19 protein-coding genes are annotated in these 22,155 nt (G+C 62.3%); 4 read left to right on the top strand and 15 right to left on the bottom strand.

Features of this window, described 5'->3' with window-relative positions:
* Positions 1-25: 25 nt before the first annotated feature.
* The 7 genes from OB03_RS12230 to cyoA are packed head-to-tail and all read right to left on the bottom strand — an operon-like array spanning position 26 to position 7,001.
* Positions 26-562, bottom strand: a complete 537-nt coding sequence (locus OB03_RS12230) for a response regulator transcription factor (RefSeq protein WP_242914943.1) — start codon at positions 560-562, stop codon at positions 26-28.
* A 5-nt stretch (positions 563-567) separates the two neighbouring features.
* Positions 568-1,878: an ATP-binding protein gene (locus OB03_RS12225; protein WP_461344325.1), complete on the bottom strand. Its 1,311-nt coding sequence runs from the start codon at positions 1,876-1,878 to the stop codon at positions 568-570.
* A gap of 1 nt (position 1,879) precedes the next feature.
* Entirely contained in the window at positions 1,880-2,650 is a 771-nt protein-coding gene (locus OB03_RS12220) for an SURF1 family protein (protein ID WP_461344324.1), read from the bottom strand.
* Between the two features lie 8 nt (positions 2,651-2,658).
* Positions 2,659-3,036, bottom strand: a complete 378-nt coding sequence (gene cyoD, locus OB03_RS12215; RefSeq protein ID WP_461344323.1) for a cytochrome o ubiquinol oxidase subunit IV — start codon at positions 3,034-3,036, stop codon at positions 2,659-2,661.
* On the bottom strand, positions 3,033-3,680 hold the full coding sequence (gene cyoC, locus OB03_RS12210) for a cytochrome o ubiquinol oxidase subunit III (RefSeq protein ID WP_242914935.1): 648 nt from the start codon (positions 3,678-3,680) through the stop codon (positions 3,033-3,035). The genes cyoD and cyoC overlap by 4 nt, the downstream gene beginning before the upstream one ends.
* Before the next feature lie 4 nt (positions 3,681-3,684).
* Positions 3,685-5,697 carry a cytochrome o ubiquinol oxidase subunit I gene (gene cyoB, locus OB03_RS12205; protein ID WP_461344322.1) on the bottom strand — a complete coding sequence of 671 codons (2,013 nt, stop codon included), beginning with the start codon at positions 5,695-5,697 and terminating at the stop codon, positions 3,685-3,687.
* Positions 5,698-5,705: 8 nt separating this feature from the next.
* Entirely contained in the window at positions 5,706-7,001 is a 1,296-nt protein-coding gene (gene cyoA / locus OB03_RS12200; protein WP_461344321.1) for a ubiquinol oxidase subunit II, read from the bottom strand.
* Between the two features lie 148 nt (positions 7,002-7,149).
* Between cyoA and OB03_RS12195 the strand changes: the two genes are divergently transcribed.
* Entirely contained in the window at positions 7,150-8,478 is a 1,329-nt protein-coding gene (locus OB03_RS12195) for an MFS transporter (protein ID WP_461344320.1), read from the top strand.
* Between the two features lie 78 nt (positions 8,479-8,556).
* On the opposite strand, the gene OB03_RS12190 is transcribed toward OB03_RS12195, so the two are convergent.
* The 3 genes from OB03_RS12190 to OB03_RS12180 form a co-directional block, all read right to left on the bottom strand.
* A complete protein-coding gene (locus OB03_RS12190; protein ID WP_242914928.1) occupies positions 8,557-9,108 on the bottom strand; it encodes an NADPH-dependent FMN reductase in 552 nt (183 codons plus the stop codon).
* Between the two features lie 74 nt (positions 9,109-9,182).
* The gene (gene pncB, locus OB03_RS12185; protein ID WP_461344319.1) at positions 9,183-10,493 is read right to left on the bottom strand and encodes a nicotinate phosphoribosyltransferase; all 1,311 of its coding nucleotides are present in this window, start codon (positions 10,491-10,493) and stop codon (positions 9,183-9,185) included.
* A gap of 6 nt (positions 10,494-10,499) precedes the next feature.
* Positions 10,500-12,344 (bottom strand): monovalent cation:proton antiporter-2 (CPA2) family protein, encoded by a 1,845-nt coding sequence (locus OB03_RS12180; RefSeq protein WP_242914924.1) that lies wholly within the window; start codon positions 12,342-12,344, stop codon positions 10,500-10,502.
* A gap of 142 nt (positions 12,345-12,486) precedes the next feature.
* Here OB03_RS12180 and OB03_RS12175 point away from each other — a divergent pair, with 142 nt between their 5' ends.
* From OB03_RS12175 to OB03_RS12165, 3 genes are all read left to right on the top strand, one after another.
* A complete protein-coding gene (locus OB03_RS12175) occupies positions 12,487-12,897 on the top strand; it encodes a CBS domain-containing protein (RefSeq protein ID WP_242914922.1) in 411 nt (136 codons plus the stop codon).
* Positions 12,898-13,019: 122 nt separating this feature from the next.
* Positions 13,020-13,610, top strand: coding sequence for a hypothetical protein (locus OB03_RS12170; RefSeq protein WP_242915131.1), 591 nt, complete (start codon positions 13,020-13,022; stop codon positions 13,608-13,610).
* A gap of 86 nt (positions 13,611-13,696) precedes the next feature.
* The gene (locus OB03_RS12165; RefSeq protein ID WP_461344318.1) at positions 13,697-16,081 is read left to right on the top strand and encodes a PAS domain-containing sensor histidine kinase; all 2,385 of its coding nucleotides are present in this window, start codon (positions 13,697-13,699) and stop codon (positions 16,079-16,081) included.
* A 6-nt stretch (positions 16,082-16,087) separates the two neighbouring features.
* On the opposite strand, the gene OB03_RS12160 is transcribed toward OB03_RS12165, so the two are convergent.
* From OB03_RS12160 to OB03_RS12140, 5 genes are all read right to left on the bottom strand, one after another.
* Positions 16,088-16,570, bottom strand: coding sequence for a periplasmic heavy metal sensor (locus OB03_RS12160; RefSeq protein WP_461344317.1), 483 nt, complete (start codon positions 16,568-16,570; stop codon positions 16,088-16,090).
* Complete coding sequence (locus tag OB03_RS12155) at positions 16,570-17,016, bottom strand: hypothetical protein (RefSeq protein WP_461344316.1); 447 nt, start codon at positions 17,014-17,016, stop codon at positions 16,570-16,572. The genes OB03_RS12160 and OB03_RS12155 overlap by 1 nt, the downstream gene beginning before the upstream one ends.
* Before the next feature lie 4 nt (positions 17,017-17,020).
* A complete protein-coding gene (locus OB03_RS12150; protein ID WP_242914915.1) occupies positions 17,021-17,596 on the bottom strand; it encodes an RNA polymerase sigma factor in 576 nt (191 codons plus the stop codon).
* A gap of 231 nt (positions 17,597-17,827) precedes the next feature.
* A complete protein-coding gene (locus OB03_RS12145) occupies positions 17,828-20,731 on the bottom strand; it encodes a bifunctional [glutamine synthetase] adenylyltransferase/[glutamine synthetase]-adenylyl-L-tyrosine phosphorylase (protein WP_461344315.1) in 2,904 nt (967 codons plus the stop codon).
* Positions 20,728-22,149 carry a sensor histidine kinase gene (locus tag OB03_RS12140; protein ID WP_242914911.1) on the bottom strand — a complete coding sequence of 474 codons (1,422 nt, stop codon included), beginning with the start codon at positions 22,147-22,149 and terminating at the stop codon, positions 20,728-20,730. The genes OB03_RS12145 and OB03_RS12140 overlap by 4 nt, the downstream gene beginning before the upstream one ends.
* Positions 22,150-22,155: the final 6 nt, after the last annotated feature.

The following is a 22,155-nucleotide window of genomic DNA, read 5'->3' as shown; positions in this document are numbered from 1 at the left end:
CGCGGGGTATGCGAGCGCCGTTCGCTTAGGTGACGCGGCGCTTTTCCAGCTTTCGAGCAAGAGTACGGCGGTGCATGCCGAGACGCCGCGCCGCCTCGGAGATGTTGAAGTCGGTTTCCACCAGCGTCTCGTGGATACGCTCCCATTCCAGCGTCTTGATCGATGTCGGGCGGGCCGTCAGCGGGGCCGAGGCATCACCGCTTTCCTTGGTGAAGGCAGCCTCGATTTCATCGGTGCCTGCGGGCTTGGCCAGATAGTGACGCGCGCCCAGTTTGATCGCCTCGACCGCCGTGGCGATGCTGGCAAAGCCGGTCAGAACGACGATGACCATTTCCGGATCAAAGGCGTGCAATTCCTGAACACAGGTCAGCCCCGAGGAGGTGCCTAGCTTGAGATCGACTACGGCATACTGCGGGCTCTGGTTGGCCAGAACGAGGCGCATGTCCTCGGGATTGCGGGCCGACAGCACCTGATAGCCCCGCCGCTCGAACGAACGACGCAGGGTGCGCGCGAAGGACTCGTCATCCTCGACAATCAGCAGGCTGCGGGTCTCGGGGGTCATGGTTGTCATTTCGGGGCCAGTGCCTCGGTCGGCAAGCGGAGTTGAACACTAGCACCGCCCTCGCGACGGTTCGAGGCGACAACTTCGCCTCCCAGAGTGCGCATGGTGTTGACCAGCAGGAACAGACCGAGGCCCGCCCCCGCCCTTCCCTTGGTGCTCTGATAGGGTTGGCCCAGCTTGGACAGGATATCCTGCGGTATGCCAGGACCATCATCGAGGAAGCTGAGAATGATCTGTTCGCTATCGGCCACAGCGTTCAAAGACAGGCTACCCGCATCGGCCTCGGAGGCATTGTCGATGAGCGCGCTCAGAACCTGACGGAAGGCCTCGTCGGCAATGATGTGCGGATCATGCGGGCTGGGACCCAGCACCTGCACCTTCATCTGGCCCTGACCCCGCTCGCGCCATTCCTGCACCACTTCGGCAAGGAACTGGGACAGTCGCATGACGCGGGGAGCCTGCCCCCGCGCCGCGCCCGCGGCCATCAGGATGTTGGTGACGATGGATTTACAGCGATCCACCTCGGCCTGCATCTGGATGACGTCCGTGGCCAGATCATCGTCATCGGCAATGGCGGGGATATGTCTCCAGTCTCCGAGGATCACGCTCAGGGATGCCAGAGGCGTCCCCAGTTCGTGCGCCGCGCCGGAAGCCAGAAGGCCCATGCGGACAATGTGTTCCTGCTCGGCAGCCTGTTGTTTGCTCTCAGCCATCCATGCGTCGCGGGCGCGGACGTTGCGGATGGTGCGGCTGACGAAGGCGGCCAACAGCACGGCGATCAGCATGAAGTTTATCAGCGAGCCCTGAACAAGCAGTCCAAGACGTTCATCAGCACCGTCGGGGAGCAACAGCGGCTGATGGAACAGCGTCAGGGCGGCCAGAATGGCACTCGTGCCCAGTACGAACGCCCATACATAGCGACGGCGCAAGAGCACCGCGGCCAGCACAATCTGCATCACGAACAGCGCCGAGAACGGGTTGGTCGCCCCGCCGCTGAAATAGAGCAGCCACGTCAGGGCACCGGCGTCGATACACAGGGCCGTAAAGATCTCGCCGTCGGTGATGGCTTTGCGGCGCTTCACCAGAGGCAGGCTGACCAGATTGAGTACCACCAGCGCCGCCGGAGCCAGCAACAGCCAGCCCAGCGGCAGGGTAATGCCATAGCCCCAGTGCACGATGGCAATTGTCAGAGCCTGACCAAACACCGCCAGCCAGCGCAGCTGGATCAGCAACAGCATGTTGCGACGGCCCGCAGCACCCGGAGCCATCGGCGTGTCGTCTGTCTGTCCTGTCAGGAGGTCAAACAGTGACCCCATATCAAACCTCGGCCCGTTGCTTGCGGCGACGCTCGCGCAGCACAAGGACCATGCCGACCAGAGAGCCCACTGCCAAGCCGAACCACGTCAGGGCATAGACAAGGTGGCTGTTGGCGAACTTTACCACCGTCATACCCGCGCGCGGGAAATCGGCGGGTTGCTGTGGTCGGGCGGGTTGGGCATCGATGAAATAGGGCGCAAGCGGCGCGGTTAGCGCCTTGGCTTCGCCGATGGCCGCGACATCGCGCGAGAACCACTGACCGCCCGCCGCATCATTTTCACGCAGGAAGCCCCCCTTGGGTTCGCTGAGGCGCAGAAGGCCGACCACCTCGCCCGCGTCCGGGCCAGCCGGAGGGTTGTCCTTCATCTCGGGCGGGACGAAGCCACGGTTCACCAGCACGGTGAAGCCGCGCGAGGTTTCCAGCGGGGTCAGCACCCACCAGCCACCGCCCAGTTCGGTCACAGCCTTTACGGTGACTTCCTGATCATAGCGGAAGCGGCCCGATGCTTTGACCCGCAGGTATTCATGGTCGTCTCGCGTGATGGTCACATCCGGTGCGGGAGCATCGACGGGCGCGGCGTGGATGCGCGTCTCGACCCTTTCGATCAGGGCCAACTTCCAGCCCAGTCGCTGCACCTGCCAGATACCCAGCGCCATGAACCCTGCAAACAGCAGCAGGAAAACCGTGACCACCATAACGCGCCAAAGGCGGCCACCTTCACGGTGACCGCCTTCGTTATGCGCAGAATGGGAAAACTTCCCGTCTGTCATGCTGAACCTCAGCCCATGCCCGTCATGTTGTGAACAGGCATCATATTGGTGTTCAGGTGCCACATGACCCAGACCGAGCCGGCCACTGCGATCACCACCACAACGATGGTGAAGATGAAGGCCAGCATGTTCCAGCCCCCTTCCGACTTCGGATGCAGGTGCAGGAAGTAGATCATGTGAACGACCATCTGAACCATGGCGAAGGCCACGATCAGGATGGCCGTGGTCTGGACGGGCAGGACGCCGGTCATAACCAGAGCGAACGGTATAGCCGTCAGGATCACCGAGGCGATGAAGCCGATCAGGTAATCACGGTACGAGCCGTGATAGCCGACTTCGTCGTGGTGCTCGTCGTGGTGTTCGTTGTGGGTGTCGTGTCCGCTCATCGCAGCATCCCCATCAGATAGACAAAGGTGAAGACGCCGATCCAGATCACGTCAAGGAAGTGCCAGAACATCGAAAGGCACATCAGGCGACGTTTGTTAGCCGGGATCAGACCCTTCATTTTCACCTGCACCATCAGCGTCACCAGCCAGATGATACCGAAGGTAACGTGCAGGCCGTGGGTGCCGACCAGCAGGAAGAAGGCCGACAGGAAGCCGCTGCGTTGCGGCGTCGCGCCCAGATGGATCAGGTGGTTGAACTCGTAAAGTTCGATACCGAGGAAGGCCAGACCGAACAGCCCGGTCACACCCAGCCACACCAGCGTCTGGGTGATCTTGCCCTTCATCATCGCCAGCATGGCGAAGCCGTAGGTGATCGACGAGAACAGCAGCATGGCCGTGTTCACGGCAATCAGGTTCAGGTCGAACAGGTGGTGCGGGCCAACCGCACCGGCATAGTTGCCACCGATTACGGCATAGACGGCGAACAGCATCGCAAAGATGAGGCAGTCGCTCATCAGATACATCCAGAATCCCAGCATGGTGCTGGAGCCTTCGGGATGATGCGGCTCGCTGACCGGATGCCAGAGGGGTTTGCCCTCGGCATCCACGTAGTCGGGGTTGATGGGAGCTTGAACAGCGCTCATCGGATCAGCCCTTCGCTTGCAGTTGGGCCAGGGCGACAGTCCGAGCTTCCTCGGTCGCCTCAACCTCTTCCACCGGGATGTAGTAATCGCGGCGGTAGTTAAACGTATGTGCGATCGCTACGACGATGATCGCCAGGAAGCTCGCGGCAGCCAGCCACCAGATGTACCAGATCAGTGCCAGACCGCAGACCATGCTGAGGGCCGACAGGATCACGCCGGTGCCGGTGTTCGAAGGCATGTGAATGGCTTCGAAACCCTTGGTCGGACGCACATAGCCGCGCGACTTCATGTCGGCCCAGCTATCGGAGTCGTGGATGACCGGGGTCTTGGCGAAGTTGTAGGCCGGCGGCGGCGACGAGGTCGCCCATTCCAGCGTACGGCCGTTCCACGGGTCACCCGTCACGTCACGCAGCTTGTCGCGGTTGATGATCGATACAGCGAACTGCACCAGCATGGCGAAGATGCCGACGGCGATGATGGCCACGCCGATGGCGGCGATGACGAACCAGATCTGGTACGACGGGTCATCGAAGACACGCATACGACGGGTCACGCCCATGAAGCCCAGTACATAGAGCGGGGCGAAGGCGACCCAGAAGCCGACCACCCAGCACCAGAAGCTGACGAGGCCCCACTTCTTGTCCAGCTTGAAGCCGAAGGCCTTGGGCCACCAGTAGTTGATGGCAGCGAACAGGCCGAACAGCACACCGCCGATGATTACGTTGTGGAAGTGGGCGATCAGGAACAGCGAGTTGTGCAGCACGAAGTCTGCCGGCGGGACGGCCAGCATGACGCCGGTCATGCCGCCGATGACGAAGGTCAGCATGAAGGCGATCAGCCACATCATCGGCAGTTCGAATTTGATGCGGCCACGATACATCGTGAACAGCCAGTTGAAGATCTTCGCCCCTGTCGGGATCGAGATGATCATCGTGGTGATGCCGAAGAACGAGTTCACCGACGCACCCGAGCCCATGGTGAAGAAGTGGTGCAGCCACACCAGATACGACAGGATGGTGATGCAGACGGTCGCGTAGACCATCGAGGTGTAGCCAAACAGGCGCTTGCCCGAGAAGGTCGAGGCGACCTCCGAGAAGACGCCAAACAGCGGCAGGATCAGGATGTAAACTTCCGGGTGACCCCAGATCCAGATCAGGTTCACGTACATCATCGGGTTGCCACCGAAGTCGTTCGTGAAGAAGTTGGTGCCCACGTAGCGGTCAGCCGACAAAAGAACCAGCGTCGCGGTCAGGATCGGGAAGGACGCGACGATCAGGACGTTGGCGCACAGCGAGGTCCAGGTGAACACCGGCATCTTCATCATGCCCATGCCCGGAGCGCGCATCTTCACGATGGTCGCGATCAGGTTGATACCGGACAAGGTTGTCCCCACGCCCGCCACCTGTAGCGCCCAGATGTAATAGTCGACGCCGACGCCGGGGCTGTAGGCAATGCCCGACAGCGGCGGATAGGCCAGCCAGCCGGTGCGTGCGAACTCACCCACAAACAGCGATGCCATGACCATGATGGCACCGCCGGTCGTCATCCAGAACGAGAAGTTGTTCAGGAAGGGGAACGACACGTCGCGCGCGCCAATCTGGAGCGGGACCAGATAGTTCATCAGGCCCGTGATCATCGGCATAGCCACGAAGAAGATCATGATCACGCCGTGGGCAGTGAAGATCTGGTCGTAGTGATGCGCGTTCAGATAGCCCTCGGACCCGCCGAACGCCATGGCTTGTTGCAGACGCATCATGACCGCATCGGCAAAGCCGCGCAGGAACATGATCAGACCCAGGATCATGTACATGATCCCGATCTTCTTGTGATCGACCGTGGTGAACCACTCTTTCCAGAGATAGCCCCACATCTTGTATTTGGTCAGCAGCGCCAACACGCCCAACCCGCCCAGCACGACCACCGCAAAGGTGACCAATACGATCGGCTCGGTCGGTATTGCCGCCCAGCTCAGACGCCCTAGCAGGGGCGACGTTTCTACAATGGTTTCAGAAGCCATGACGGCACTCAGGATTGCGAGACGGACGCACGCGCCGCCCCGACAGTAAGAGGTTGGAAGCCGACCTGTTCGGCCTTGACGGTCGAACCTTGCGGAACACCGGAGCGTGTGCCAGGGGCAGCCAGAGCGGCTCCGGTCAGACGGTTGAACGGATTGGCGCGGTCCAGCACCTCGGCATTGGCCTGACGGCGCATGCTGGCTTCGACAGCAGCGCGCTCCGCTTCAAGCGGGGTGCAGACCTGCATGACGTAGCTCTCGCCCGATCCGAAGACCGCGGTGCCGCGACGGTGATACTTGTCATAGACTAGCGGCAAGGTGTTGCGGATCGCATCCACACCAAGGCCACCCTTGCGGTCGATGTCCATCATCTCGCCCATGCACATCTTGCCAGGCTGGACGCACATGTTGACCACAGCGTCGAACAGTTGGGGTTCAATGCCGCTGTAATACGTGACGGGCACCTTCTCGCTGGGACGTTCCAGCTCCAGATAGGCGTCACGGTCCAGCGCCGAACCACCGGCACGCACCTTGGCGACCCACTGGTTAAAGGCTTCGTCGTCCATACCATGGAAGGCGAAGCGCATGTTCGAGAAGCCGTCGCCCGAATAGTTGGCCGAGAAGCCGGTGTATTCGCCCGGACGGTTGATCACGGCGTGCAGCTTGGTCTCCATGCCGGGCATGGCGTAGATCTGGCCAGCCAGCGCAGGGACATAGAAGCTGTTCATCACGCCCGAAGAGGTGATGTGGAAGCGGATCGGGCGATCAACCGGTGCCGCCAGTTCATTGACGGTGGCAATGCCGTATTCCGGATAGATAAACAGCCATTTCCAATCGAGGGCGACCACTTCGACCTGAAGCGGCGTGTGAGCCTCGGAGACGGCTTCACCATCCTTGATGCGATCCAGCGGACGGTACGGGTCCAGCAGGTGGGTACCTGTCCAGGTCACGGCGCCAAGGCAGATGATGATCAGCAGCGGAACGGCCCAGATCACCAGCTCCAGATGGGTCGAGTGATCCCAGTCGGGCGAGTATTCTTCTTCGGTCTGCTTGTTCGAGGCGCGGTACTTCCATGCGAAATAGACCGTCAGCGCCATGACAGGCACTATGACGAGCAGCATCAGAAGCACCGAGAACACCAGAAGGTCGCGCTGCTGAATGGCGATATCGCCGGCCGGAGCCAGGACAATCGCCTCACAGCCCGACAAGGCGGCCATCAATGGCGCAAGGGCGAGCGGCCGCAGCAGACGCGATCTTAGCGCGCGGCGGACCGGATTGGCGGGGGTTGCGGGCAAGGTTTCGGTCATTGCCATGGCCCCGTATGCCTAAAGACAAACAACGGACATTGGACAATCCGTCCTATCCCGCGCACGGGCTGCGCGGAGCAAAGGAGCGGCTCATTCATTCTATCAATATGGGCGCTTTGACGCCCGGTCGCAGAGAACGGCATCTGTCATGAACGCTTCAGGCGCGCCTTCTTCCGAGTCCCTCGAACGGGACGCCAGCCAGATCAACGCGCGACATGGCAAAATCGACGCGGGTGAAATTGCTGTTGGCGTAATTATTGGCCGTACGTCGGAGTTTTTTGACTTCTTCGTCTATGCCATCGCCTCGGTCGTGGTGTTTCCGCAATTGGTCTTTCCGTATGCAGGACCTCTGGGCGGTACCCTCCTTTCCTTCGCTGTTTTCGCGCTGGCCTTTATTGCCCGCCCGATCGGCTCCTCCCTGTTTATTGCTATCGACCGCAAGTTCGGCCGCGGCACCAAGCTGACCATCGCCCTGTTCCTGCTGGGCATTTCGACGGTATGCCTCGGCTTCCTGCCCAGCTACGAGACGGCGGGCCATTGGGCCGCTGTCATGCTGATCGTGCTGCGTCTGGGTCAGGGCATCGCTCTGGGCGGTACGTGGGACGGTCTGGCTTCGCTGCTGGCCGTATCCGCACCGGCGAATAAAAAGGGCTGGTACGCCATGGTGCCGCAACTGGGTGCCCCGTTCGGCCTGATCGTGGCCAGCGCCCTGTTCGCCTATTTCACCGCCAAGCTGACACCGGCAGACTTCTTTGCCTGGGGCTGGCGCTATCCGTTCTTCGTGGCCTTTGCCATCAACGTGGTCGCCCTGTTCGCCCGTCTGCGCATCGTTGTGACTCCGACCTTCCAGTCGGCCTTCCACTCCTCGGAACTGAAGCCAACCTCGATTGGCTCGACCCTTAAGGAAGAAGGCACCCGCATCCTGATCGGCAGCTTCGCACCGCTGGCCGCCTTCGCCATGTTCCACATGGTGACTGTGTATCCGCTGTCGTGGGTCTATCTGTTCACGGACGAAACCCCGACCCGCTTCCTCGTCGTCGAGATGATCGGTGCCTGCTTCGGTGCAGTAGCTATCGCGCTGTCGGGCTGGCTGGCTGACAGGTTCGGACGCCGCAAACTTCTGGGCGGTACGGCAGCGGCTATCGCCGTCTTCTCGGGCTTTGCGCCGCAACTGCTGGATGGCGGTTTCGCAGGCGAGCTGACCTATATGATCCTCGGCTTCATCCTGCTGGGTCTTGCCTTTGGTCAGGCCTCGGGCGTCATCGCCTCGGCCTATACCCCGCGTAACCGCTATACGGCTTCGGCTCTCACGTCGGATCTGGCGTGGCTGTTCGGTGCAGGCTTCGCACCGATGGCGGCCCTCTGGCTGGCATCGAAGTTTGGTGCACCAGCCGGCGGCCTGTATCTGCTGTCGGGTGCGCTGATCACCCTTTTGGCCCTGTGGCTGAACCGCAGCATGGGTCTGGCCCGCGACTAACGGGTCCGATATCCCAAAATCGAAGGGCGCGGTCAGCGATGACCGCGCCCTTTTTGCTGCCCGATACCAATGGGCAAATTAATCTTTGTGCTGGGAAGTAAACTCTACGAAGCTCTCGACCCAACCGCGCAGGAACTTTTCGGTATCGGCGTTGGTGACCTTGCCCTGCTCGTCCAGCAGGTCCGACTTGAACTGGATATAGGCCTCGGGCTGGTTCATCTGGGCGACGTTCAGGAAGCCTAGCACCGGACGAAGCGCCGCTTGGGCGACTGCCGTTCCGATTGCTCCGGGGGAAGTTCCGATCACGGCCAGAGGTTTGCCATTAAAGCTGTTCTGCCCCCAAGGGCGGCTGGCCCAGTCTAGAGCGTTCTTCAAACCACCGGGGATGGAGCGATTATATTCTGGCGTCACGATGATGATGCCGTCTGCGCCCTCGATGGCTGCCTTCAGGTCCTTGCCCGCCTGCGGATAATCGGCGTCGTAGTCATAGGAATAGAGCGGCAGGTCGATACTGATGTCGAAGAACTCGACACCCTCGGGGGCAAGCCCTGTCAGAGCCTGCGCCAATTTACGGTTGATAGAGGCCTTGGCCAGACTGCCGACAATGACGCCGATCTTGAGTGCGGACATGGGATACAGGCTCCGTTCGCGGTGAAAGTCACCTTCATCAATGCCTGCTGGCTGTCCGGTGTTCCGGTGACGGCCTAAACGCGCACCTCGCGCTGGTCGCGACCGACCTCGCCGAATACGCGCTGGTAGCGGACGACCTCATCGGCATCGCCGGTCGCCTTGGCACGGTTGTCGGACAGTTTGACAGCGGGACGACCTGCCGCCTCCGTCACCTTGCACACCAGCGAGATGGGCGTCAGTTCGGGCGCGTCGATGGGTGCGCAGTCACGGAAGTCATTGGTCAGATTGGTGCCCCAGCCAAAGCTGGTACGGACGCGGCCTTTGAAATGGGCGTGGGCCTGTTCGATGGTGTCCACGTCCAGCCCGTCAGCCAGGACCAGCAGACGATCGCGCGGATCAACGCCCTTGGACTTCCACCAGTCCATGATGATCTCGCCGCCCTCGATGGGCGGGGCGCTGTCGGGGCGGAAGCCCTTCCAGTCGGCAAGCCAGTCCGGCGCATCGTCAAGAAACGCCTTGGTACCGAACGCGTCCGGCAGAACAATCAGCAGATTGCCGTGATAGGTCTGGCGCCACTCCTCCAGCACCCGATAGGGCGCATTGCGCAGGGCATTGTCGTCTTCGCCCGCCATGGCCGCCACCACCATCGGCAGTTCGTGCCCGTTGGTGCCGATGGCTTCCATGTCGTTGTTCATAGCCAACAGGACGTTGGACGTGCCGATGAAGGACTGGCCCAGCCCCGCCTTCATGGCCGCTACGCACCAGTCCTGCCACAGGAAGCCGTGGCGGCGGCGGGTACCGAAGTCCGAAATCACCAGACCGTCCAGCTTGCGCAAGCGCTCGATCTTCTCCCACAGCTTGGTCTTGGCGCGCGAATAGAGGATATCCAGCTCGAACCGACCCATGCGGCGTAGCGCCTTGCGGGCCCGTAGTTCGTTGATGATCGAAAGCGCCGGGATTTCCCACAGCGTGACATCCGCCCACGTACCGCTGAAGGTCAGTGAAAACTGACCGTCTTCGGTCTTGGACAGGTCATATTCGGGCAGTTGATAGGTCGCCAGCCACGCCAGAAAGTCCGGCGTGAAAATCTGCTTCACACCGTAGAAAGTGTTACCACCCAGCCAGATCAGTTCCTTGTTGCTGAACCGCAGGGTGCGCACGTGATCCAGTTGCGCGCGCAGTTCCGCCTCGTCGATCTCGTCGGCAAGACGCACCGTCTTGGTACGGTTGATGACCGTGAACGTCACCGGCACGTCGCGGAAACGACGCCAGATCAGTTGCAGCATCAACAGCTTGTAGAAGTCGGTATCCAGCAGACTGCGCACAATGGGGTCCAGCCGCCAGCTATGATCATAGGCGCGCTTGGCGATATCGACGTTGACCATAGGCGGTTAGCTTCCCGAAGCGTCAGACGAGGCAGGATCGACAGTGATAACCTGCCCTTCCCGTACCGGCTTGATATAGGGCGAGGGCTGGGGCGTTGTCATGTTCCCGCGCATCAAAACGCGTCCGGCCTCGAGGCCTCCGGCCAGTTCCAGATCAACGCGCTGGGCGTCGCGGTTCCGGACGTCCTCAAGCGTTTCCTCGATCTCGACATCGGGCGTACCGAGTTCGCGCAAGACTTCGCCGCCAAAGACGAGGGCCGACTCGAAGGTTTCGCGGATTTGATAATCGACGCCCGCCTTGAGCAGTCGCAGGGTCGCGCCGCGGTCATAGGCGCGGGCGAAGACCTTGGTGCCGGGGAATTCGTGGATGACCAGTTCGACAATCCGGTCGGTGGCTTCCTGATCGTCGACACAGATCAGAACGGCCTCGGCCTTTTCGACGCCCGACGCACGCAAGGTGTCCAGCCTTGTGCCGTCGCCGTAATAGACCTTGAAGCCGAAATTGGCGGCCGCCTGAATCATCTCCACATCCTTTTCGATGATGGAAACATCCACGCCCTGCGCCAACAGAGGTTGCGAGGCGACCTGGGCGAAGCGGCCAAAGCCGATGATCAGAACGCGCCCGACAAGGTCCTTGGCGGATTCAACATCGTCGGCATCCTCCACCCGCAAACCTTGCTCCTTGGGTAACAGGCGGCTGGTCGCCAAAGTCGTCAGCGGAGTAAGGGCCATAGAGAGGATGACAATGGCAGACAAGGTAGCGCTTGCGTTGCCGTCGATCACACCCGCCGCCACGGCCGCGCTGTAAAGGACGAAGGCGAACTCGCCGCCTTGCGCGAACAAGGTGGCCCGCTCCATCGCCTCGCGGTGGTTATGGCGGAACAGGCGTCCGACTGCATAGATGACCACGGCCTTGGCAACCATGAAGGCCGCCAGACCGGCCAGCACCAACTGCCACTGATCGGCCACCACCGACAGGTCCAGCGCCATACCGACCGACAGGAAAAACAGCCCCAGCAGGATGGCCCTGAAGGGCTCTACATCGGCTTCAAGCTGGTGACGGAAGGTGGAATCCGACAGCAGTACACCGGCGAGGAAGGCCCCCATCGCCATCGACAAGCCCACAGCATCCAACAGCCACGCCGTGCCTGCCACCACCAGAAGGGCCGCCGCCGTCATGACTTCGCGCCCGCCATTTCGGGCAAGGAAGCCGAATACCGGATTGACCAGATAGCGGCCTGCCACCAGCACGCCGACAACCGCCAACACAGCCAGACCTGCCGTCATCCACAGCGGTGAGCCGGTTTCGTGCACCGGCGCAACCCGCGCACCTATCAGGGCCACAATGGCCAAAAGCGGCACGATGGCGAGGTCTTCAAACAACAGGATCGAGACGGCACGGCGGCCTCCGGCGCTGGCCATCTGCCCGCGCTCTTCCAGCATCTGCATGATGACGGCTGTCGACGACATGACAAAGCCCATGGCCCCGACAAACGCCACCGCCAGCGGCACTCCCGACGCATAGGCGATCAGGGTCAGAACCAGACCGCTCAACAGGACCTGCGCGGTGCCAAGACCGAATATCTCGCCCTTCATGGCCCAAAGCCGCGTCGGCCTCATCTCCAGACCTATGATGAACAGGAAGATCACCACGCCGAACTCGGCGACGTGCAGAATGACCTGCGGCTCCTTGACCACCGCCAGTCCAAACGGCCCCAGAGCAACGCCGGCCAGCAGATAGCCCAGCACCGAGCCGAGGCCGATCTTGCGTGCCACCGACACCGCTACCACGCCCGCAGCCAACAGGGCGGTGACGTGGCCCAATCCCAATGCAGCAGTTTCAGAGGCCATCGGCACCATCCTGATCTCGGTTCACAACTAAGGAGATAGCGACGTTTCCCCGAACCTCCTAGCGTTGCACTAAGGAACAGTTTCCCCTGCCCCCGTCTTTATTCTGGGAGGCCGCTCGGCCGATCCGCTTCAGGAGCAGGAAATGAAGATCAAAGACCTGATGAGCCGCGACGTCGAAGTCGCGCGCCCGGAGGATACCCTCCAACACATCGCCAGCCGGATGGCGCAGGGCGATTTCGGCTTTATGCCGGTGGTCGAGGAAGACCGCGTGATCGGCACTATCACCGACCGGGACCTGACTGTGCGCGCGCTTGCCAAGGGTGCCAGTGCCGGAGATGCGGTGGGTCAATACCTGTCGCGCGACGCCATCACCGCGCTGGATACGGACGAGTTGAAAACCGCTCTGGACCTCATGAGCCGTGCGCGTATCCGTCGTCTGCCCGTCACGGACAAACATGGTCGATTGGTCGGCGTGGTCTCGCTGGGCGACCTGTCTGTAAAGGTTAAGGAACGCTATGCAGGCGAGGCTCTGGAAAGCATATCGCAGCCATAAGTGGTTGTTTGACCTAATTAGTAATGGTCACGGTTAAGGGTCTCCGGTAACCATCTCTCCCAAGGTGTCGCTAACGGCTTATAGCTATGGTTAGCGACGACGAGTGGTACGGGGCTTATGCAATGGCGCGCGCGCAGTTTCAAAAAGGTCAGAAGGTCTGGGTCGAAAGCGTTGGACTTTGGGCTGACGTCGAACGGGTAATTCCTGTTTGGGCCAAGGGCTTCGACGAACCTGTGCGCGTGACCTATGACGTAGGTCTGGGACGCGAGTTTCAAGGCAGCGAACTGCAACTGCCTGAAAGCGAGGGCCTCAAGAACCTTGGAAACTGGCGCGTGCTGCGTGCCCGTAACAAATGGCAGGACCAGAACGACTGCGCCCACCACCCCTTCCCCGGAAGTTATCCGGTGGTTGTCACCGACGAGGCGGACTGGGGTGGATGGCGCGTGCCGGGTGCCGAATATGACCGGCTTCCCGAGGTGATCGAGCAGCAGGCCCGCATCATTGCCGCCGCGCCCGACATGCTCAGCATCCTGAACCAGATCATCGAGGCGGTGGACGAAAGCCCCATGGATGCCCCGCCCGAAGCCCGCCGACTGGCCGAGGCCAGCAAGGCCATCCTGCGCCGGATTCATAGCCTGCCGATGCCCGCATCACGCCCGGCTCTGACCGACCGCACGGACACGCCGACAAATATGGGCGATGAAGCGGCCTGAAACCCGCGCCCCATAGCCAAGCTCTCGACACAGACTGACAAAACAGCCTAGTTTAGCCCTTCACGAACGCAGGGAGGGGCCTCTTCGTGCGCGGGATCGAGCGACGCAGCGAAGGACGGGGACGCCGCGCCACAGACCATCCCGGTCTATGGGGACGGCCCTATGAACGCGCCCTGATTCTGGCGGCGCTGCTGATCCTGTCCATGGCTTTGCTGCTGGTTGCCCGCGACCAGTCCCGCCCCGAGCGCGAAGTCGATGCTCTGATGCGCGAAACCCTGTCGCTCGACGCACACGTTTTCGCTCAGACGGTCGCTGCTCAACTTGGCGATATGGATCGCCTGCTAACCACAGCCGAAGCCGGATATGCCGCCCAACCCGAGCGCGCGTTGTCGGCAATGGAACTGGCCGCCCGCAATCTGTCCGGCAGCGCCCTTTTGCTGACGACCGCGCAGGGGACACCCCTAGTCGCGGTCGGCAAGAATACACGCGCCGTCGAAGGCATTAGCTACGAGGAAGGCCGTCTTCATCTTGCGCGCAAGACGCGTGACGGGAAGCTTCTGGCCGTCAGCGCGCCCGCACCTGCACCCACGCCAACTGTTGCAGACACGCGTTTGGAACTGCACCCCAAATCCCAACTGCCCCCAACCCTGTTCGGCGACGGCGCTATCCTGCCGGACCCACAAGGTAAGGGCCGCATGACCAAGGCAAGGCTTGTCGGAGACAGCGGTTTAGCGGTGGTGGCGGATCGCCCTGCCCCGACCGTCTTCGAACGCTGGCGTGACGATGCCCGATTGCTGGTCATCCCGCTCGCTGCCGGGGTAGCCCTGTTGTTGTTCTTTGCGCTGCAGATCTTCCGGCAGGATCGTCGTCGTCGCGAGTGGGGCGAAACCGAGCGCCGCTTCCGTATCGCCGTAGAGGCCGCGCAGTGCGGGGTCTGGGACTGGGATATGGAGAAGGGGCATATCACCTTTTCCGACTATATGACGGCCCTTTTCGAGGTGCCGACAGGCTCCGTTCTCACCCATACCGAGATCATCGACCGCATCCATCCGCACTATCGTGACGGCTTCGTCGCGGCCATGGCCGAGGCGAGGCTGACCGGTCATTTCGATCTCGCATTCCCTCTGCCACTGGCCGATGGGGGCGTGCGCTGGATCGACGTGCGCGGCCGTGCGCGTCTCAATCCGCGTCGGGGCGAGTTCAGCCATCTCATGGGTATCGCGCTGGACGTCACCGAAGCGCGCCGCATCAAGGCCAAGGCACAGGCGGCGGAGAACCGGCTCATCGACGGCATCCAGAGCGTCTCGGATGCCTTTGTCCTGTTTGACCGTCAGGGTCATCTGGTGATGTGGAACCAAGCATTCCAGGACGCTTTCGACTTCCCCAAGGGCGCGCTCTATCGCGGGGCTTTAAAGAACGACCTGAACCGGATCGCCGCACAAGCCATTCGATCGGAGCAAAAATCCGAGCAGCGCCGCGCAGGCGTGCGCGAAGTGGAACTCAAGGACGGCCGCTGGCTGCAGATGACCGAGCGGTTTACCGGCGATGGCGGCACGGTGGTGATCGCCGCCGATGTGACCCTCATCCGCCAGCAGGAAAACGAGCGTCGCCGGGCGGCAGAGGAACTCCAGCGCACTGTAAATGCCTTGGAGCGCAGCCGCGCCAGTCTGGCGACACTGGCCAAGGAGTATGAGGCCGCAATGACGCGGGCCGAGGCTGCCAGCCAGTCCAAGTCGGAGTTTCTGGCCAATATGAGCCATGAACTGCGCACGCCGCTGAATGCCATCAACGGCTTCTCCGAGATCATGGCGCAGGAGATGTTCGGCCCGTTGGGGGATCGTCGCTACAAGGGCTATGCCGTCGACATCCACACCTCGGGCAAGCACCTGCTGAGCCTGATCAACGACATCCTCGACATGGCCAAGATCGAGGCCGGCAAGCTGAACCTCTATTACGAGCGCACGGACATGGCTGCGCTTGGTCGGGAAGTAGTGCATCTGATGAGGGGCCGCGCCGAAGAAGCGGGTCTGGCCCTGACGCTGGATGCACCGGATGTGGTCGAGGCCGAAGTCGATTTGCGTGGCATGAAACAGGTGCTGCTGAACCTTGTGTCCAACGCCATCAAATTCACGCCGCGCGCCGGTCGCGTCATGCTGGAATTGACCCCGTTGATGGAGCGTCCGGGTGTGGTGCGTGTGGCCATTCGCGATACCGGTATCGGCATTGCCGCCGAGGATATCAAGCGACTGGCCCAGCCGTTTGTGCAGGTCGAGAACCAACACGCCAAGACGACACAGGGCACCGGGCTTGGCCTAGCCCTGACCAAGTCGCTGATCGAGATTCACGGCTCGGAAATGACGATCGAAAGCGAACTGGGCACCGGAACGACCGTGTGGTTCGACATACCCGTAAAGTCGGTCAAGACCGCGCAGGGGCTTCACCCTGCCCCGCGCCTGCATACCGCCGCTTAAAGCGGTTTATTTCTCTGCCGGTTTCTCGGCCTTGGCCTTGCTGGTGCGGTGACGGGCGAGAATGCGGGCCAGTGCCTTGCGATCATCAGGCTGCTGCTCCGCGAGCACGCGAACGGCACCCGATTCCAGAACCGCACGCCCTCGTGCCTCGGCGGCACGCGAGGTTGCCAGCAAGGCGTCGACTTTCTCGGCGTCGAAATCATCCGAGGCAGTGATGTTGATGGCCTCGCGGCGGGCGGCACGCGCCTGCTCGAAATCGGGACGAGCCATCAGCGCAATCGCCCGCAGCTTTTCTTTCAGCGGTTCTGCGACAGCGGGGGAGCGGGCGTTCACCAGTTCCATCACCGTTTCAGTGCGGCTGGAGCGGCTGGACTGCTCTGCACGGGCGGCGTCGCGGGTCTTGACCCAGACCGCGGCACCGCCTGCCACCAGAAACACGTTCAGGGCGACCGATACCGCCAGCGCGGTTTTAAGAGTGCGCGAGGTCATCAGCGTTTCACGTCCAGAGATGCCATTTCGACGCCCAGCAAGTCGGTATCGTCTGCGCCCTGAAGGCTGGCCTGATAAAAGACAGTGTCTGCGCGCATCGGGGCCGACAACTGGTGGGCGATAATGATGCCGAGCGCAGCGCCCGCTACGGCCGTAGCTGCGACGCCTGCACCCGACCAGACAGCCAGCAAGGCGCGACGAATGCGGCGCGCGCGCAGACCGGCCTTGGTGGCCGATGCAATGATTTGATCGCGCAATGCGGCGGAGGGCACCAGATTGGGCAACCGGATCATATCGTCCAGTGCAGCGGCTTTAGCCCACGCAACCTGAAGCTGCGGATCGCTGTGCAGTGCCGCGCGACCAGCGTCACGCGCATCGGCGGGCCAGCGCGCAAAGTCTGCACCATAGGCATCAAGGAGGTACTCAAACCGGTCTTTGGTCATCATGATCTCAATTCCCCCTCCGATTGGTACGCGGCCGGGTGGCCAGATCTTCCAGTGACGCACGCAAGGTGCGGCGGGCGCGAGACAGAAGGCTTTCCAAGGCCTCGACGCTGATCCCCATCAGCTGCGCGGCTTCGATATTGCCCAGTTCCTGATAGTGGCACAGCACGATCGCCTCGCGCTGTCTTTGCGGCAGACGCATAAGCACCTGCTGTACCCGCGCGCCCGTCTCGGCAGCCAACAAGCCCCGATCCGGTGCCGGACCGTCGTCCACCATTTCGGGGAAGGTCTCGACCGGCGTCTCGCGACGACGGCGCAGACGATCGTAGCAAAGGTTCAGACCCACACGATAAATCCAGGTGTCGAACTTGGCCTGCCCCGGCTTCCACTTGGCGGACTGTTTCCAGACGCGCAGCATGGTCTCCTGCGCCACATCCTCGGCTTCGATCGGATCGCCAAGAAGGCGCGCGGCAAGGTTCAGGATGCGCGGAAGTTTGCGCGCGACCATGGCCTGGATTGCAGCAGGGTCCCCCTTCGCCACACGGCCAAGCAGCTCTTCGTCTGGATCGTCGATCCGTGCCAAGGTCGTTTCGTGCCTGTGTGGAGACGTGTCGCGCCCCCCCAAGGGACGCAAGCACAGCTGGGTCATCCCCTTTGCCGCACATTCGGCCCAGCGCCAAGGGGCGGCCCGGCGCAAGTCGCCGTAATCTTCCCTTTGTCGCCAGCATGATCTGTTCCGAAACGCCTTTTACACTGTGTGAACCCTTAGGGTTACACGCGCGGCATCGGAAGTTCCGTCGATAGTGCTGTTCGCCTAATGGCTTTCCGGTTCTTTGACCTCGGGCAGGACCTGATCGAACGCAACGCGGGCCGATTGGCGCAGTCGCACCAGGGCGGCCTTCAAGGCCTCGAAGTCTTCTTCGCCCGCCGACTTTGCCAGCGCCTGCTGGAAACCGGCCGGCTCCTGATCAGGGTCTCCGCGCCCATCGAAGGCACAGGCCATGATCTGCGCTAGATGCTGGTGGTAGCGCCAGGATTCCGCCAGCAGCGGATCGTCCGTCAGCGCCTCTAGGGTCGATACTGTCAGCGCTCCGCCATTGGCGGCATGCATCAGCTGGCGGTACTGGCCGACGAACTCTGCGTCCACCTGCGCGCCCGGGGTCAGCTTCATGTCCCAGAAGCCCTTGGGCCTGCGCTCGCGGTCCATCAGGTCGCGCATCTTGCGGACATCAGCCCCCACATCGACACCCGGTCTCGGACGCCGCAAGACGGCCTCGAGCGTATCGGCGACCTGTTTGGCGAAACGGTCGCTGGTCGCCCACACGACGCGGGCGCGCGTCAGGGCCATGAACTCCCATGTGTCGGCTTCCTGCGCGTAGTATTCTACGAAGCTGTTCAGCCGCACCGACACCGGTCCCTTCGACCCCGTGGGGCGCAGGCGCATGTCGACCTCGTAAAGCCCGCCCTCGGCGGTATGGGCCGACAGGGCCGCGATCAACCGCTGGGTAAAGCGTCCGAAAAAGGTCTCCGCCCCCCAACCCTTGGCATCTGTGACCGCATCGGCGGGTGCGTTGTAAATGGTCATCAGGTCCAGATCGGACCCTGCCGTCATCTCACGCGAGCCGGCCTTGCCCAGCGCCACGACGGCCACTTCGCCGCCCGCAAGCTTGCCGCCCATGCGCTCGGCCTCGGCCAGTGCAGCAGGCGACAGGGCTTTCATACAGCCGTCGGCCAGGGAGGTATTGGTCAGCCCCGCCTGAACCGCCGACGCCCGTCCGGTAATCACGTTCATGCCGATGCGGAACGCCTGCTCGCGTTGCAGGCGGCGCACCACATTCATCGCGTTTTCAAAATCGCCCGCCTCTGCGGCCTCGGCGATCAACTGGTCCACCACGCCCGTGTCCTCGCCCAGTGGGATGAGGAAGCGGGCATCCAGCACGCCATCCAGCGCTTGCGGCTGGCGGCCCAGAATACGCGCCAGACGCGGCGCAAAGGCCATGACGCCCACGACCATCTCGAACAATCGCGGCTGGTTCAGGAACAACGCCTGCACCTGCACGCCTGCCTTCAGTCCAGAGAAGAAGGTGGCAAAGCGACGGAAGGCGGCATCGGGCGCACCGGTTGCGGCCACCGCTTCGAGCAGCCTTGGAGCCAGTCGGGTAAACAGTTCGCGCCCACGCGCCGAGCGGGTGGCGTTGATGTGGCCATGATGCCAGTTTCGGATAGTCTCCGACACGCTGGCGGCCTCGGTAAAGCCCATGCGGGCGAGGGTTTCCAGCGTGCCCGGATCGTTTTCCACGCCGGTGAAAACCAGACTGCCGAAGTCGGACGAAAGCTGCTCGCCTTCACTGAACAGTTCGCCATAGATGCCGTTGACGCTGACCAGCAGTTCTTCGATCCGGCGATCAAACTCGGCTAGATCATCTTCGCCATAAAGGGCGGCCACCTTGGCGCGGGTCTCCGGATCGGCTGGCAGGGCGTGCGTCTGCTCGTCCTGGAGCATTTGCACGCGGTGTTCGAGGTCGCGCAGGACCCGATAGGCCGCCTTCAACTGGTCGCAGGTTTGGGGCGTGATGTGACCCGCCTCGGTCAGGGCCTCCAAAGCATCCAGTGTACGGGGCGAGCGCAGTTGAGGGTTACGACCGCCGAGGATCAACTGCTGTGTCTGAACGAAGAACTCGATCTCGCGGATGCCGCCGCGCCCAAGCTTGAGGTTCGCCCCTGCAGCTTCAAGGCCTTCGCCGGTCTTATAGGTATGGATCTGTTTCTTGATCGACTGGATATCCAGCACCGCCTGATAATCCAGACTGCGGCGCCAGATGAAGGGCTTGAGCGCCTTGAGGAACTCGGTGCCTTCGGCCTGGTCGCCTGCACAGACCCGCGCCTTGATAAAGGCCGCACGCTCCCAGTTCTGGCCGACGCCTTCGTAGTAGGTCAGGGCCATCGGTGCCGCGACCACCGGCGGCGTTGAGGACGGATCCGGACGCAGGCGCAGGTCCACGCGGAAGACATAGCCATCGGCCGTCCGTTCCGTCAGCAGGGTCGCCAGACCTTGAGCCAAACGGTTGCAGAAATTCTGCGGCTCGACGCTGTCGTCCAGCACACTGGCGACGACTTCGGGATCGTAGAACAGGCTGAGGTCGATGTCGGACGAATAGTTCAACTCGAACGCCCCGCCCTTGCCCATGGCCAGGACAAACAGGCCGGGCACAGGTCCGCGCGGATCATCGGCCGCCGACGTTAGTTTCCCACGGCGACGCCAGCCGGAGGCTGCAGACGCAAGGGCCGCCTGCGCGGCTGCATCAGCAAAGCGGGCAATCGCGCCTGTGACCTGGTCCAATGACCATGCACCGCCAAGATCGGACAGGGCGGTCATCAAATGCAATTCGGCCTTCAGAAGGCGCAGAGGCGATTTGGTCTCGTCGGGCGGCCCGTCCAGAGCTTCGGTTTCAGCCAGAAGCGCTGCAAGCCTCTCATCCGGCGGGGTCGTCAGCACGCGATGCAAAATAGCGGGCCAGCGACGGGCAATCCCGCCCAAATACTGCGAGGCCGCAAATACCGGAGCCAGTGAGGGCCACGCCGCCTCCAAATCGTCACGCCAGCCAGCCTCGTCGGCCGCTTCCGACAATCTCTCATAGAGGCGCTGGGCGGCGTCCTGATCGGTGACCGGCCCGCAAGGGCTGATGAGATCTATCAGGCGGGAGGCTGTTTCAGTCATTCGGCTTCGGCAGTGTCTTCGGGCGGAGATGCGGGAGGCAGGACCAACGCAACACGAAGTCCCGGCCCGCGTCCATCAAATGCGCCGGGCCCCTCGTCCAGTTCGATCCGGCCACCGTGCGCCTCGGCGACAGCGGTCACCAGCGACAGGCCCAGGCCCGAGCCCGCTTCCGTGCGGCTGCTGTCCAGGCGCACGAACCGTTGCAGCACCCGCTCGCGGTCTTCCTCGGGGATGCCCGGTCCATTGTCGGTGACCGAATATTCGATGGCCCCATCGGAGCGTCGGCGCGCGCGGAACATTACGGCCCCGCCTGCAGGGGTGTATTTGATAGCGTTGTCGATGAGGTTGGCCAGTGCCTGCGCGAGGAAGGGCTGGTTGCCTTCCACGAACAGGTCGCACTCGATCTCGGACTCGAACTCGATGTCCTTCTCTTCGCCCGAATATTCGTAAAGCTCGGCCATGTCGCGCGCCAGAATGGCGGCGTCAAACACCTTGGGATCAGGTGCCCCGCCGGCTTGCAAACGGGCAATCGCCAGAACGGTGTTGAAGGTTTTGAGCAGGCTGTCAGCCTCGCCAAGCGCCAGTTCAAGGGCATCGACGCCGTTGATGCGCCCCGCCTCGGCGTCGATCAGCGCAACTTCCATCTTGGCGCGCATGCGCGTGAGCGGCGAGCGAAGGTCGTGGGCAATGGCATCACCGGCATGGCGGATGGAGGCCATCGAGCCTTCCAGCCGGTCGAGCATGGTGTTCAAGCCTTGGGACAGTTCGTCCAGTTCGTCACCGGAGTTGCGTACAGGAACACGGACCTTCAGGTCGCCCTCCTGCACCGCCGAGACCACGCGGTTCAGGCGGCCCATCGCTCTTTCAACGCGGCGGCTAACGATCAGGCCGCCGCCGATGCCCAAGACCAGCACAAGGATCATGGCCATCCACAGCGCCTGCGTGAGGCGCTCCAGATAGGCTTCAATGTCGCCGATGTCTTCGCCGACAAACAGGTGTTCGCCGCCCGATAGAGGGGTGTCGATGCCGATAGACTGGCGGCGCTGGACGCGCCCCTCGTCATCGGTGACGGTGAGGCGGAAGGTTTCCCACTCGCCGCTGTCCACTCCCGAGGGGATGTCCGAGATATTGGCGGTTACGACCTGGCCCGTCTCGTCGCGCAAACGGTAGAGATATTTGTCACCGCGCAGCGTGCGGTCGATCAGCGTCTGGTTCAGCGCCGTCCGGCCCCGTGTCCGGTAGATACCGATCAGGGTCTCGACCTCGGCGCGGACGCTGGCCTCGGCGCGAGAGCGGGCTTCGGCTGCCGAAGCCATATAGACATAGCTCATCACTGCGCTGGCCGTTGCCACGAACAGGGCAAGGAACAACAGCGTCAGACGGAAGGGCGTTCGCCTGAAGAGTGAGGGCAGCCGCATGGGAGG

The organism is Brevundimonas sp. GN22 (genome assembly GCF_054824005.1).
This window is presented reverse-complemented; position numbering and strand designations above follow the sequence as displayed.